General features: G+C 42.5%; 12 protein-coding genes and 3 pseudogenes. 5 read left to right on the top strand and 10 right to left on the bottom strand.

What is annotated here, in order from left to right; genetic code table 11:
- Nucleotides 1-182: 182 nt before the first annotated feature.
- On the top strand, nt 183-338 hold the full coding sequence (locus KA717_07545) for a hypothetical protein (protein ID UXE62599.1): 156 nt from the start codon (nt 183-185) through the stop codon (nt 336-338).
- 123 nt (nt 339-461) lie between these two features.
- Here KA717_07545 and KA717_07540 read toward each other — a convergent pair whose 3' ends face one another.
- Nucleotides 462-1,646: an aldo/keto reductase gene (locus KA717_07540; GenBank protein UXE62598.1), complete on the bottom strand. Its 1,185-nt coding sequence runs from the start codon at nt 1,644-1,646 to the stop codon at nt 462-464.
- A gap of 184 nt (nt 1,647-1,830) precedes the next feature.
- Between KA717_07540 and secD the strand changes: the two genes are divergently transcribed.
- Nucleotides 1,831-3,246: a protein translocase subunit SecD gene (gene secD / locus KA717_07535; protein ID UXE62597.1), complete on the top strand. Its 1,416-nt coding sequence runs from the start codon at nt 1,831-1,833 to the stop codon at nt 3,244-3,246.
- A gap of 57 nt (nt 3,247-3,303) precedes the next feature.
- Nucleotides 3,304-4,233: a protein translocase subunit SecF gene (gene secF / locus KA717_07530; GenBank protein ID UXE62596.1), complete on the top strand. Its 930-nt coding sequence runs from the start codon at nt 3,304-3,306 to the stop codon at nt 4,231-4,233.
- Nucleotides 4,234-4,241: 8 nt separating this feature from the next.
- Here secF and KA717_07525 read toward each other — a convergent pair whose 3' ends face one another.
- The 6 genes and pseudogenes from KA717_07525 to KA717_07500 form a co-directional block, all read right to left on the bottom strand.
- The gene (locus KA717_07525; GenBank protein UXE62595.1) at nt 4,242-5,504 is read right to left on the bottom strand and encodes a SufS family cysteine desulfurase; all 1,263 of its coding nucleotides are present in this window, start codon (nt 5,502-5,504) and stop codon (nt 4,242-4,244) included.
- 80 nt (nt 5,505-5,584) lie between these two features.
- Nucleotides 5,585-6,931 carry a Fe-S cluster assembly protein SufD gene (gene sufD / locus KA717_07520; GenBank protein UXE64582.1) on the bottom strand — a complete coding sequence of 449 codons (1,347 nt, stop codon included), beginning with the start codon at nt 6,929-6,931 and terminating at the stop codon, nt 5,585-5,587.
- A gap of 114 nt (nt 6,932-7,045) precedes the next feature.
- A complete protein-coding gene (gene sufC / locus KA717_07515) occupies nt 7,046-7,816 on the bottom strand; it encodes a Fe-S cluster assembly ATPase SufC (protein ID UXE62594.1) in 771 nt (256 codons plus the stop codon).
- A 363-nt stretch (nt 7,817-8,179) separates the two neighbouring features.
- Nucleotides 8,180-8,911 (bottom strand): annotated as a pseudogene (locus tag KA717_07510) (SufD family Fe-S cluster assembly protein).
- A gap of 27 nt (nt 8,912-8,938) precedes the next feature.
- A pseudogene (locus tag KA717_07505) lies at nt 8,939-9,322 on the bottom strand (hypothetical protein).
- A 669-nt stretch (nt 9,323-9,991) separates the two neighbouring features.
- Nucleotides 9,992-10,705: pseudogene (locus KA717_07500) on the bottom strand (Fe-S cluster assembly protein SufB).
- Between the two features lie 283 nt (nt 10,706-10,988).
- Between KA717_07500 and sufR the strand changes: the two are divergent.
- Complete coding sequence (gene sufR, locus KA717_07495) at nt 10,989-11,627, top strand: iron-sulfur cluster biosynthesis transcriptional regulator SufR (protein ID UXE62593.1); 639 nt, start codon at nt 10,989-10,991, stop codon at nt 11,625-11,627.
- A 19-nt stretch (nt 11,628-11,646) separates the two neighbouring features.
- On the opposite strand, the gene KA717_07490 is transcribed toward sufR, so the two are convergent.
- The 3 genes from KA717_07490 to KA717_07480 form a co-directional block, all read right to left on the bottom strand.
- On the bottom strand, nt 11,647-12,378 hold the full coding sequence (locus KA717_07490) for a hypothetical protein (GenBank protein UXE62592.1): 732 nt from the start codon (nt 12,376-12,378) through the stop codon (nt 11,647-11,649).
- Nucleotides 12,378-12,614, bottom strand: coding sequence for a hypothetical protein (locus tag KA717_07485; protein ID UXE62591.1), 237 nt, complete (start codon nt 12,612-12,614; stop codon nt 12,378-12,380). The genes KA717_07490 and KA717_07485 overlap by 1 nt, the downstream gene beginning before the upstream one ends.
- Before the next feature lie 107 nt (nt 12,615-12,721).
- Nucleotides 12,722-13,450, bottom strand: coding sequence for a 4'-phosphopantetheinyl transferase superfamily protein (locus KA717_07480; GenBank protein UXE62590.1), 729 nt, complete (start codon nt 13,448-13,450; stop codon nt 12,722-12,724).
- An 85-nt stretch (nt 13,451-13,535) separates the two neighbouring features.
- On the opposite strand from KA717_07480, the gene KA717_07475 reads away from it, so the two are divergent.
- On the top strand, nt 13,536-14,174 hold the full coding sequence (locus KA717_07475; protein UXE62589.1) for a PAP/fibrillin family protein: 639 nt from the start codon (nt 13,536-13,538) through the stop codon (nt 14,172-14,174).
- The last annotated feature ends 68 nt before the right edge of the window (nt 14,175-14,242 follow it).

The following is a 14,242-nucleotide window of genomic DNA, read 5'->3' as shown; positions in this document are numbered from 1 at the left end:
TCATGGGCATTGTCTTTTCTGTGGGGCGGGCTTCTAGCCTGCCTTCTCTTTTATGAAAATTGTTTTTTGCACTGAACTTTAACAAGTTTAACAACTTTAACCGCAACTCAAACATTTACTCTAACGACGTTTCAGGATTTTTGCCTCAAGCTAGAAATATCAACTTATTCAAGGAGAAAAAGATGGTTACACAAACCAGCCAACCGACCCAACCCGCTCAAATTCCTGCCACGCCTCCTCGCTTTGATGGTAATGATCCTTTCTGGATTATTATTGCGATCGCAGTTCTCGTCAAAGTCTTAGTCGGTAATCAAACAACCCGTTCTCATAAACCCTAAAATTCAAAGGCGATCGCTGAGTAAACACAATGAAAAGCGATCGCTCTAATGGTTAAGCAGGAAAAATCCGCTTGGCGTAAGGCTTACAAAGACATCAAAATCTTTCCCTAACAATAAAGATATTTAAGTACTTTGAGAGAGACGTTTAACGCTTTCTCCGCCCAATAGTTGATCCGTTTCCTGCAATAGTTGGGGAATGATTTCTCGATGGGGACTATGTTGTAAGCAGAGGGAAAAATCTAGAGCTTGAACATTTTTGGCTTGTTGACCAGGGAACCAATGTCCGCCATTGCCCAGCAAGTTATAGCGCATTTTGCCGTAATCTGTTAAATCGTAGGCCATGGCCAAATTTCTTAACCAAAGTATGGTACGAATGCTGATGTTGTTGGGAACGACCTCTGGAGAAGGCAAGCCCAGTTGCCAGGTATCAACCCATTCTTTGCCAAAAGTATCGATCAAGGCCTGTTCCAATTTTTCTAGAATAGGAGCTAATACTGCTTCTGCCTGATCCAGATAATCTAAGGTTTTTAAATGTTCGGCAAAATCAGTGGGGCGAGATGCACCAATACTCAGGGTATGAATTTGGGGATGGGATAAGCAAAAAAGGTTATTAAAAACTATCGGACTGAGCGGTTGACAAAGATCAACTAATTTTTGCGGGGGATTATAGAGTTGTCCACCTTTATCAGACGGACTAATAATAAATACGCCCATATCTTTGGCTGTGACGGCGGCGATCGCGGGCCAGTTATCTTGAAAAATATAGTACCAATGCAGATTCAGATAATCGAATTGATTGGTTTCAATCGCTTGAATAATGATCTCCGTCGGGGCATGGGTTGAAAAACCAATAAAACGAACTTTCCCTTCGGCCTGTAACTGTTGGGCTACTTCCAGACAACCGCCAGGACGCAAACAATAATCTAAAACTTCTGCATTATTAATGCCATGTAATCCCAAAAGATCCACATAATCTAACTTTAAATAGTTCAAGGACTGTTCAAAATCAGCACGAAAAGCCTGGGCATTTTCCTTGGGTGAAACTTTGGTCTGAATAATTAACTTTTCCCTCGGTAATTTAGGTAGGATTTGCCCCAACTGCATTTCCGATGTACCGTAACCCCTGGCTGTTTCGATATGGTTAATCCCTAAAGCTAGGGACTGCTCAATAATAGCTGCCAAATTTTGCTGACCGGCGGCGGGAATTTGAGCGAGATCGCAATCCTGCCATTGGTGCTGATAACGCATCCCACCACAGGAAAAAACAGGCATGGCCAATTCTGTTCGTCCAAAACGTCGATATTGCATAGCACAGGGATAGTTACAAAACTGGATCAATAACACATTTTCCGATTTTAATTCTATTTAAGCTTTTTACACTTTGGCACTATTGAAGAGGCTTACCAACTCGCCGTCTAGTCCCAAGTAGTGACCCTTAACGGTAAACTGATGGTGATAAACCTTGATGTTCAGCCCAAACTCCCTCTAGACGATGCAAAAACAGCGTTGGTTAATTTTCCTGATTATTTTACTGGCGATCGCCTCCGGTGTTGTACTCGCAAGCCTGCCGCTCCAATTGGGTTTAGACCTACGGGGTGGGGCCCAATTAACGATGGAAGTACAACAACCGAAAGAATCCAGAGCTATTAAGTCGGACGATTTAGTGGCAGTGAAAACGGTTATTGAAAATCGGGTCAATGCTCTAGGCGTGTCCGAGGCCTTAGTGCAGACCGTTGGCCAAAACAAGATCCTAGTACAACTTCCAGGTGTCACCGATCCAACCCAGGCAGAGCGGATTTTAGGGGGGACGGCCCAGTTAGAATTTCGTCAACAGAAACCAGGAACAGAAGGGGAATTTCAAGCGGAATATAGTATTAAACGACAACTAGACACCCAATTAGAATTTTTGCGTAAACAAGGGAGTTCCCCAGAAGTCATCCAAAAAAATGAAGAATTACGGAAAAGCTTAGATAAATCCAATCAAGCTCTCTTAAATTTGTTTGAATCGGTGGGATTAACCGGCAAAAACCTAGAAGATGCTCGTCCTGCTCCCACCCAAGCGGGCAATGCCTGGGAAGTAGCGATTCGTTTCAATGCTGAGGGCGGTAAAAAGTTTGCAGAATTAACCAAAAACCTAGCGGGAACGGGTCGCAGTTTAGGCATTTTCCTCGATAACAATTTAATTAGTGCACCCTCGGTGGGAGTGGAATTTGCGAATACGGGGATTACGGGTGGTGCAGCAGTGATTACGGGTAACTTTACGATTGAAACGGCCAATGATCTGGCCGTGCAATTGCGGGGAGGTTCCTTACCCTTTCCCGTTAAGGTGGTTGAAAATCGCACCGTGGGTGCAACTTTAGGACAGGATAGTATTCGGCGCAGTATTGTGGCTGGGGTCGTCGGTTTAATCCTGGTTCTGATTTTTATGGGCATCTATTACCGTTTGCCTGGCTTAATTGCCGATGTTTCGCTTTTGATTTACACACTCTTAAGTTTGGCCGCCTTTGCCCTGGTCGGAGTGACCTTAAGTTTGCCAGGGATTGCCGGATTTATTCTCAGTATTGGCATGGCGGTAGATGCTAACGTTCTAATCTTTGAGCGCACTAGGGAAGAAATTCGGGCCGGTAATACCCTCTATCGCTCAGTGGAATCAGGATTTTATCGCGCTTTTTCCAGTATTTTAGACAGTAATGTTACTACGCTAATTGCCTGTGGTGCTTTGTTTTGGTTGGGATCGGGTTTGGTGAAAGGTTTTGCTTTGACCTTGGCGCTCGGTGTGATGGTTAGTATGTTTACCGCCCTTACCTGTAGTCGTACTCTTTTGTTATTGGTCGTTTTGGGTGTGCCAGGGGTTCGTCAAAAACCCCAACTGTTTTGCCCTAATCCACCGGCGATCGCCAAATCCTAAAAGATCTTAGAAATCCTAGAAATTTAGAAAATACTGTTAGTGAGGAAAGAATTTGCCATGAAATTAAATGTTATTAAATGGGAGCGTTTTTGGTGGAGTTTTTCAGCCATCCTAACCGTGCTAGGCATTATCGCCATGATCATTTCCTGGAATGTTTACGGTTCTCCCTTAAAACCAGGATTAGATTTTATTGGGGGAACGCGAATTCAATTACAGTTGCAATGTGCAACTCAGAAAAACTGTCCTAAACCAATTGAGATTGCTGAGGTTAGAGATGCTTTGGATAGCGAAGGATTAGGTAATAGCAACCTTCAGGTCATTGAAAACTACACCCTCTCCATTCGCAGTAAAACCCTAGATGGAGACGAACGGAATCAGGTTCAGAATGTCTTGAATGAAAAGATCGGTAAATTTAATCCAGAAACCATTCAGATCGACACCGTAGGCCCAACGGTGGGAAAAGAGCTTTTTACCTCTGGTTTGTTAGCGGTGATTCTTTCTTTTGTCGGAATTATTGTTTATCTCACTTTTCGTTTTAAATTAGACTATGCTTTTTGGGCGATCGTGGCCCTCTTCCATGATGTTTTTATCACGGTAGGGGTGTTTGCCTTTTTAGGATTAGTCGCAGGAGTTGAAGTTGATAGCCTCTTTCTCGTTGCTTTATTAACCATTATTGGATTTTCCGTCAATGACACTGTGGTTATTTATGACCGTATTCGGGAAAACACAGAAAAGCATCCCGATTTGTCCGTTGACGAAATTGTTGAGAGTTCTGTTGATCAAACGTTAACTCGTTCAATTAACACAACTTTGACAGTTCTATTACCCCTCGTTTCTATTTTTCTGTTTGGGGGAGAAACCCTGAAATTTTTTGCCCTCGCTTTAATTGTGGGTTTTGTCTCTGGAGCCTATTCCAGTATTTTTATTGCTAGTACTTCTTTGGCCTGGTGGCGCGATCGCACTGCTCATAAAAAGGTGACAGTTTGACACAAAGCCTAATCTTCTAGACGGAGGAAAAAATCAATGGTTTGGGTTAGAGACTGAATGAATTTATCAATCTCTGCCTGGGTATTGTAAAAATATAAACTTGCCCTGGCACTGCCCGATGCTCCAAATAGACGGTGTAAAGGTTGGGTGCAATGATGGCCGGAACGAATGGCAATGCCATCTTGATCCAATAACGTTGCTAAATCACTCGCATGAATGCCTTCCAGATTAAAAGATGCTAAGGCTGCCCGACCTTGCCCTTTATAATTCGGCCGGGGGCCGTAGATTCTCAGATTAGGAATTTGTTCCAATTTCTTAAATAAATAAGCCGTTAATTCTTCCTCGTAAGCATGGATTTTGTCCATTCCTAAGGCCGTTAAATAATCAATCGCGGCTCCTAAGGCGATCGCCTCTCCAATGGCTGGGGTTCCGGCTTCAAATTTATGGGGTAACTCGCCACAGGTAAAATGATCAAAGAACACCTCACTAATCATTTCTCCACCACCAAAGAAAGGCGGCATTGCTTCTAAAACTGCCTCTTTCCCATAAAGAAAACCAATACCCGTAGGAGCGCACATTTTATGGCCACTGGCCACTAGCCAATCACAATTGATTGCCTGTACATCCATCGGACAATGGGGCAGACTCTGACAGGCATCAATTAATACTTTGGCTCCGACTTGATGGGCTAGATAGGTAATTTCCTGAACAGGATTAATACAACCTAAAGTATTAGAGATATGGACAATGGTAACTAATTTGGTTTTTTCCGATAGCAAACTTTGAAATTGTTGTAAATCAAATTCTTCATTATCTGTTAATCCCACAAATTTAATCACGGCTCCCGTTTTTCGCGCCACCATTTGCCAAGGCACTAAATTACTGTGGTGTTCCATCACCGAGGTAATAATTTCATCCCCTGGTTTTAGGGTATTTAAGCCCCAACTATAGGCCACTAAATTAATCGCTTCCGTAGCATTGCGAGTATAGACAATTTCCTGACGAGATTGGGCATGAATAAATTGCGCCACCTTATCTCGAACTGCCTCATAGGCCTCGGTTGCCCTGACACTCAGAGTATGCGCTCCCCGATGGACATTAGCATTATCGTGTTCGTAATAGTGGCGCAAACAGTTCAATACGGCCAAAGGCTTTTGGGACGTAGCCGCATTATCTAGATAAACTAAGGGATGGCCATTGACTTCCTGATTCAGAATCGGAAAATCGCTACGGACTCTGGTGGCTAGGGCTTTTTCTTGGAGGACAGTCATGGCTTAGGTGATTAACGGAGATAAAAACTGGATAGAAATATAGTTATTGTAGCAATATTAGGCAGGCACAAAAGAGTTCTCTAAATAGTGCGACAAGCAATGCACTGTCCTAGACGCTGTTGCAAGGAAGGCAAGGGAATTTGATCAAGAATTTCTCCGGCAAAGGCATCAATCAACAAATGGCGAGCATCATAATCATTTAAGCCCCGACTACGGAGATAAAAAATTTCATCCGCTTCTAGTTGGCTAACGGTCGCGCCGTGGGAACATTTGACATTATCAGCCGTAATTTGCAGTTCGGGCTTCGTATTGACTCGTCCTTTCGGTGATAGAACTAGATTGCGATTTAATTGGTTAGCATTGGTCATTTGAGCCGCTTTAGGGACAAAAACTTTACCACTAAAAATAGCCTGGGCGTAGTCATCAACAATACATTTATGCAATTGATTCGTGACACCCTGGGGATAGCGCAATTGAATCAGGCTATGGGTATCAGAAACCTGTCGTCCGGCAATAATGGTTAAGCCAAAAAGATCGGTTTGGGTGTGTTCGCCCTGTTGAACAACATTGAGATGATGGCGGTATAGTTTTGCTCCCAGATTAATTTCAAATAAGCGATAAGCACTATCTCTTTCCTGAGCGATCGCTGTTTTGGCAATATGAAAACTATCGGCGGATTCCCGTTGATTGCGAATATGAGTGAGGCGACTATTTTGACCGAGAAAAATTTCCGTAACAGTATTAGTAAAGTAGGGACGATGTTGGGGGCGATCGGAGCAAGTATCGGTGACAGTGCCATAGGATTCTGCCAGAGTTAAGACAGAATGAGGTTCTGTGATCACTAAAATTCGCGGTTGAATTAGGGAAGGATGAGGAGAAACCACCGACAAAAAAAGCAAATGAATGGGAGTGGTTACTACCGTATTCGCTTCAACCCAAACGATCGCCGCATCCTCCAGACCACTGGTATTGAGGGCCGTAAAAACTTCATCGCTCCCTTCCTGTTGTCCTAAATAATGCTGAAGTTTATCTTTTTGTTCCGCCGCTAAATGCCCTAAGTTACCCACAAAGATACCCTGGGGCAAGGCACTCAGATCGGAAAGTTCAGAAGTATAAATACCATTAACAAAAACTAAGCGGGTTTGAGTCGCTTCTTCCAAGATAAATTGGTTTAAAACATCTTGATTTAACGTCATCGGCTGGGCTGGCCGAAAATCTACTTTGACCAGATCAGATAAATCCGTAAACAACCATTCCTCATCCCGTTTATGGGGAAGGCGAGATTGCTTGACTTGATTGCTGCCCTGTTGCCGGAGTTTTACCAGAAAGTCATTTTTTTCTGCTGCTGCTCGTCGGCGATCGCCTTGATGCAATAGGCTTTGTAGATAGGTATCCCTAGTTAACCCATCGGCATCATTTTTTAACATCACCACACTGTTCATTGTTTCCCCTCATTCTGAAAATAACGATACAATTAAGATTTAAACTGAAAAATTTAAACTAAAGGTTTAAACTCTGGTTGACCAAAAAGGCCGAAGTATTTAAGCAGGGATAAGTGCTGCTTCATCTAAAAAATCATAGCCCTTGGCTTCTAGTTCAAACGCCAATTCTTTACCGCCACTCATCACAATTTTGCCATCGTACATAACATGAACGTAATCCGGCTCGATATAGTCTAATAGGCGTTGGTAGTGGGTAATGACAATTGTGGCATTGTCAGGCCTTTTGAGTTGATTAACTCCCCCTGAAACGATACGCAAAGCATCAATATCTAACCCCGAATCAATTTCATCCAAGATAGATAAAGTTGGCTCTAAAATAGCCATTTGTAGGATTTCATTCCGTTTCTTTTCTCCGCCCGAAAAACCCTCGTTTAAACTGCGATCAAGAAAACTCGGATTCATCTGCACAATATCCAGCTTTTCATTAACCAAATCTTCAAAGTCAAAGGCATCAATTTCTTCCAGTCCTAAATGTTTTTGTTTAGCATTATAGGCAATGCGTAAAAAATCAAGATTGCTAACCCCAGGAATTTCGAGAGGATACTGAAAGGCAAGAAAAATTCCCGCTAAAGCCCTAGCTTCCGGCTCCTTCTCTAATAAATTTTCGCCTTTATAGAGAATTTCTCCTCCTGTTACTTCATAGTCAGGATGACCGGTTAAGACTTTAGAGAAAGTGCTTTTACCTGAACCATTACGCCCCATAATAGCATGAACTTCTCCCGCTTTAACGTCTAAATTAAGTCCTTTAAGAATAGGATTGCCATCAACGGTAGCCGTGAGGTTTTTAACAGAGAGGATAGTGTTGGTCATGGAATCTTTGATAATGGATGGTTAATAATTGATAGTTGATAGTTGATAGTTGATAGTTGATAGTTGATAGTTGATAGTTGATAATTGATAATTGACAGTTGACAAAAGAAATTTAAACAGTCAACTTACTCATTTCCCTCTTTTGAAAGCTGTTCTTTCAGCAAATCTCCCAATCTAAAAACTCAAAGCCATGCACAGTAAGTCTTTTGGGCGTTGCCCCCCTTTTTAAGGGGGGTTGGGGGGATCGAGACTCAGCCAGGATTTCAGAGGCTTCTGCGTAATGGATAGCTTTTGAAAGGGGGCTAAGAGGGCACTCTCTCTTCGGAGAGCGAGGCAAGTCTATCAGGTTTAGTTAGCCAAATCTTAGCCCACTGTACCTTCTAGCTTAAGACTGAGTAACTTATCAGCTTCTGCCGCAAACTCTAAAGGTAATTCATTAAGTACGTCCTTACAAAAACCACTGACGAGCAAGGAAACCGCATTTTCTTCAGAAATCCCTCGTTGGGCAAAGTAGAAAAGCTGGTCTTCCCCAATTTTAGAGGTAGAAGCCTCATGCTCGACCTTCGCTGTATTATTATCTACCTGAATATAGGGAAAAGTATTGGCCTCCGCATTATCACCAATCAGCATAGAATCACACTGGGAATAGTTGCGGGAACCCTGGGACTTTGGCCCCATTTTTACCAAACCTCGATAACTATTTTGAGAATGACCGGCAGAAATTCCCTTAGAAATAATCGTGCTGCGAGTATTTTTACCAATATGGATCATTTTCGTCCCCGTATCGGCCTGCTGATAGTTATTTGTTAAGGCAATGGAATAAAATTCTCCTACGGAATGATCGCCCACTAAAACACAACTAGGATATTTCCAGGTAATTGCAGAACCTGTTTCTACCTGTGTCCAGGAAATCTTAGAATTCACACCTTTACAAAGGCCTCGCTTGGTCACAAAGTTGTAGATTCCACCTTTACCGTTGGTATCCCCCGCATACCAATTTTGCACCGTTGAATATTTAATCTCAGCATTATCTAATGCTACTAATTCAACCACAGCCGCGTGAAGTTGGTTACTATCGTACATCGGGGCAGTACAGTTGTGAACAGCAAAGCCTCGAACCAGATAACTATGGGTTTGATCAACATCAATGTTAAAGACTAAATCATCATAGTCTTCACGATCAACCTCACGAATCGGAATAATAAAGTGCGTATCTGTTTCTCGTACCATATCCCATTTTTTCTGGTCGGTATAACCTACCTGATAAAGAGGTTGACGGTTAATCATTCGCTCTGATTGTTTGGAAAATTGAACTTCACCCCCTGGTCGAGTCTGAATCCAAGCGTAAATATTCAATTTATTGAGCAGCATTTGAACCTGTTGAGCGAGGGTTTCTGAAGCTGTACAATAACGAACTAAACAAGAATTATCACGTTGATGAACATTACCATCCCCTGCTAAATAAGCATCTAAGAAGACTTTTGTTTGCTGAGGAGAAAGTTCCATTAAAGCGGGACTAAGTTGCTTTGTCGTTGCTCCCTTACCACAGTGTTCAGTAAACCATTCAGAGTATTGTTGGGAATAAAAACTAATGCCGGCACCGTTGCGATCGGTTTGTTCTGTGACATAGGCAGGACGACCTGTAATTTCTGTCACTAAGTGATGAGCACGATTCACTAATTCTTTTTCATGTAAACCAAAAGATAATTGATTAGTATATTGTCGGTTTGCTTGGTTAAAGTAGGTGCTCCCTTCTGCCAGATAATAACCAAGCAGTTCCAATTCAGCATCGCTAAAAGCCGATGAATCAGCGCGAGTTAATTTGGGTACTAAGATAAAGTCTCCTTTTTGAAGTTCCCCTGCTTTAACCCACTCAGGTTCAGTTTTTAATAATTTTTTAGTATTAACTTCAGGCAACCAGCCCTCTTTTCTGATATTCCTTTTAACCGTCACATTTTCCCGTTTAATCGCATAAACTGGATGTTCAGGTGTTAGACGAAATTCATTGTATCGAGAAACTGGACGGATGGTAATCATCTCCCCTTGATGATGACGTACCATTGCGGCTCGAACTTTTTGCAGTTGACCATTGTGATCATAAACTTTATCGCCAGCTTTGAGGCTTTCAATATTGCTCCAGCCTTGGGCGGTAAGCACTTGTTCTCCGGCGGGATGACAGCCCTCCAAATAGCTGACGGAGGCTCCATCTTCAGCAATAATTAATGTCCGTTCAAACTGTCCTGTATCACCATTATTAATGCGAAAATAGGTAGATAAATCCATTGGGCATTTTACGCCTTTGGGAATAAAGACAAAAGAGCCATCACTAAAAACGGCGGCATTCAGGGCCGCAAAAAAATTATCTCCGACGGGAACAACGGAGCCTAAATATTGTTTAACTAATTCGGGATGCTCTTGCAAAGCTTCGGAAATGGAGCAAAAAATGACACCATGTTCGGCTAATTTTTCTTTAAAGGTAGTGCCAATCGAAACACTGTCAAAAATAGCATCTACGGCGACATTACTGAGGCGTTTTTGCTCAGAGAGGGGAATTCCTAATTTTTCAAAGGTTTCTAGGATGGCTGGATCCACTTCATCTAGGCTATTTAATTTTTCGGTTTTCTGTTTGGGAGCAGAGTAGTAGATAATGTCTTGGTAATCGATCGCCGGATAGGAAACGTGGGGCCAGGTGGGTTCCGTCATCGTCAGCCAGTGGCGATAGGCTTTGAGGCGAAACTCTAGCATAAATTCGGGTTCGTTTTTCTTGGCTGAAATTAGCCGAATGACATCCTCACTTAGCCCTCGTGCAATGGTATCTGTTTCAATGTCAGTAACAAAACCATATTTGTAGGGTTGGTTGACGAGGGTTTTAACGGTAGTCGCACTCATCGGATTTAGGGTTCTCTGGTGGGGGATAAAATCTCAGAACTTCATCGCCGAGGAGATAGAAGCGTGAGAGGACGGAAAAAGGTATTCTCAAGGACTGGATACTTAAACAACAAAACAGTTGCTTAACTCTTCTCCATCATAGATTAACAACACACAAGTTGTCAAAGTCGTTAAGATAGATTTAGTCTGATCTGTTGGTAAGGCAACCCCAAGGTTTCTGGCCACGGCTTGGACGGCTGGACTTCATCGAGATTTTTTGGATTTTTTTTGGCGATCGCTTGCTATGACTATTACACCACAGCTCTCCACTAAAGAGGATATTCTCAATTATCTGCTGAAACAGGGTCAAGCAACGGCCCAGGAGTTAGCCGATCTTTTAGAAATTAGTCCGCAAGCCATCCGACGGCATCTTAAGGATCTAGAAGCAGAGGAGCTAATTCTTCATCAAGCGGTACAGATGGGCATGGGACGGCCTCAGCATTACTATCAACTCAGCAAACAAGGGCGCGATCGCTTTCCCAGTCGTTATGGAGAATTTGCAGTTTCCTTTTTGGATACCTTAACGGAGACGGTAGGCGAACAACAGGTGGGCGAAGTCCTGAAAAGACAGTGGGAAAGAAAAGCCGAGGAATATAGTCAACGCATTGGGGCAGGATCTTTAGAAATGCGGGTGAAACAGTTAGTCTCTCTCCGCAGAGAAGAGGGTTACATGGCCGAATTGCATTTACCCGAAACCCCCAATCAATTTATTTTGGCCGAACACCATTGTGCCATTGCCGAAGTCGCTGAATCATATCCAACGATCTGTGGTCATGAGCTAGAAATGTTTAGCGCAGTTCTATCCGATTGCATCATTGAGCGGATTCATTGGCTCAATAGTGGTGAACATAGTTGTGGATATTTAATTCAGCCGAAATCGTGATTACTAAGCAGGTAGAAAATTAAGCAGCCACTAAAACGGGATTAAGATTCACTGTTTGAGAACCGGGGTAGTCTAATAAAGCTTGAGTCACTCGCAGGTTTAATGCAGATTGTTTATATAAGGGATTAACGGAACGAGCATAAAAATCTAGAGCTTCAACTGGAATCATTCTTGCGATTTCTATCTGTAAATCTGGTGTAAAGATCACGATCACAAAAAAATCAAACTGTCTTTCCAAGGGAAATTGAAGATTAGGGGATTTTTTAGCTTCTGGTTCAAGGATAACCACTTTAACGACAATTCGTTGACCATTAGATAGCTCCAGATCCCAAGGTAAATTGGGATTTTCATTCAGAGATGCACTTAAAGCTCTTGCGAGTGCCACTTCAGTTAACTGATTTAATGATTGAAAAAGAGCCTGTTTGCGAGTTTGCGAGGGAAGTATTTGCCAAAGGCATTGAATCGCTGAAAATCCTTCCTGAAATTTGTCTATAGCAGCGTAACTACCGTTAGATCGAAGCTGAATTCCTTGAACAAATTGGGGATTAGATTGTGCAAAGTTTTTAGTCGTTAATTCATCGCAATAGTGCCGAGTTCTCACCACAAGATAATGAGATTTTTCCGAAGAATTGGGTATCGCTAAATGGGCCGCTTCTTCGCTATCATAAACACCTTTTATGCTGATATAATCTGCCAATTCAATAGACATTTCATCTATTCTTAGAATGGCCCAGGCATCTTTTTTTTTCATTAGGCTTTCTCCTTTGCACCTCCAGTAGTGAGGCTTCCTAAAAATTCATCGGTAAGACTATTATAGACACCACCTGAAAAGTCAAAGACAACATTATCTGCACCTCCAAGACCATGAATTTTTTTGAGCAAGTGAAGACGTTTACTTGCAAGTTCTTCACTGATACCACAGAATTTATTGAGATGACTAGCAATAGTTTCAAATTTTATAGTAGTGCGGAATTTAAAGGTTGACATACCCAAAATTTTCGACACCTAGGCTCAAAATCTACATCAACAATCCTGGTACAAGCTAAAATTAAGGCAATAGGCTAGTCTATTTTTTTACAATAGCACATTCCTGATTAGGAAATGGGAAACTGAAACGCTTTCATTTCTAGTTGCCAAGGGGTTAAATGAGTCGTTCTTTGCCAAGGTTGACCGACAGCGATCGCGGCCTGATAATTTGATAGTAATGCACAGGAAAATAAACCCCAGTCTTTGAGATCTTCAGTGTTTCCTGGGAGAGATTGAAACTTTAAGGGTGATAGGGATAATTGTACCTGATCGAGACCACCCGCTAATCCAGCCCCTGTTGCTTTGAGATAGGCCTCTTTGGCTGTCCAGAGTTGAAAGAAGATTTTCTGTTGTTCCTGGGAATTTGCCTGTTGAAAATAGTGATACTCTTCAGCACAGAAAAAACGCTTGATCAGGGAGTCTAAATTGTCCATGTCTCGCACATATTCCACATCCACTCCAATCAAGCGATCGCGACTAATTCCCACAATCCCTAAGTCTTCAGAATGGGATAAATTAAACTGTAAACCCTGGGGCTGACAATGGTCGGCGATCGCCGGTTTACCCCGTTCACTGTAGTCAAAAGCAATGGATGCGGGGGAACAATGGAGATGATTAGCCAATAAAATTCTGAGCGCACCATGAGCAATTTGATAACGACGACGATGATGATCAAACCGAAAGCGATCGGCCCTTGCCATTTCAGTGGGGGATAGGAGAGCAATCAGAGAAGCTAGAGTATGCTCATCAACAGAGAGAGAAAACCACCACAATTCAACCTGAGAAACGGCCAGCATTTAACTCATCCCAAAAACATGATGAAAATTCAGAGAAACAAGTCAGCTAAAATCAAGAACATAATCCTGTGACTGAGACAATACCTTGAATCCCCAACAGTCCCTCAAAAACCAACTCCTCGCTATTATTGAACCCCTACAGGCCCAAAAGCAAGGTTCACCCCTCACCAACTTAAGGCTAGATCCCAAAGCGATCGCCGAAATTGAACAATTAACGGTTGCCCTAGAAGCTGTCAATCCTAAGCTTTATCCCCTTTTGTATGCTCCCCAACTGCTCAATGGGATTTGGCTACTCCATTATTCCACTGCCCGCGAAATTCGTTCCCTTGATAAACTCCCCCTTGGTTTACAGTTAGGAAAAGTCTATCAGGCGATCGATGTGGCTAACCAAGCATTTTTTAATCAAGCTTTTGTCAAACATCCCCTCGGTTTAGTCTCCGGCTATGTGAAAGTAACAGCCACCTTTGAGATCGCCAAAGAATCGGGTTCTCCCTTGCCAGATAAACGCTTAAACGTCCAATTTTTAGAAAGAATTATTGCAATTCAAACTGTAACTGGTTTTAAAACACCTCGACTTGATCCCTGCAAAGTTGTACAGGCTCGTGGCCCCCAGGGACGGATTCCCACCTTAGATATTACCTATTTGGATGAAACAATGCGGATTGGTCGGGGGGGAGATGGCAGTTTATTTGTCCTGTCAAAAGTAGAACAAATGAGAGCTTAGGGCAACGATAATAATTAATGATTAAATATTAAATTAATTTCCTTCTAAGCCTGTTGAAACAACGCAGA

Source organism: Woronichinia naegeliana WA131 (assembly GCA_025370055.1).
GTDB classification, from domain to species: Bacteria; Cyanobacteriota; Cyanobacteriia; order Cyanobacteriales; family Microcystaceae; genus Woronichinia; species Woronichinia naegeliana.
The sequence above is the reverse complement of the archived record's forward strand: the minus strand, read 5'-3'. Positions and strand labels throughout refer to the sequence as shown.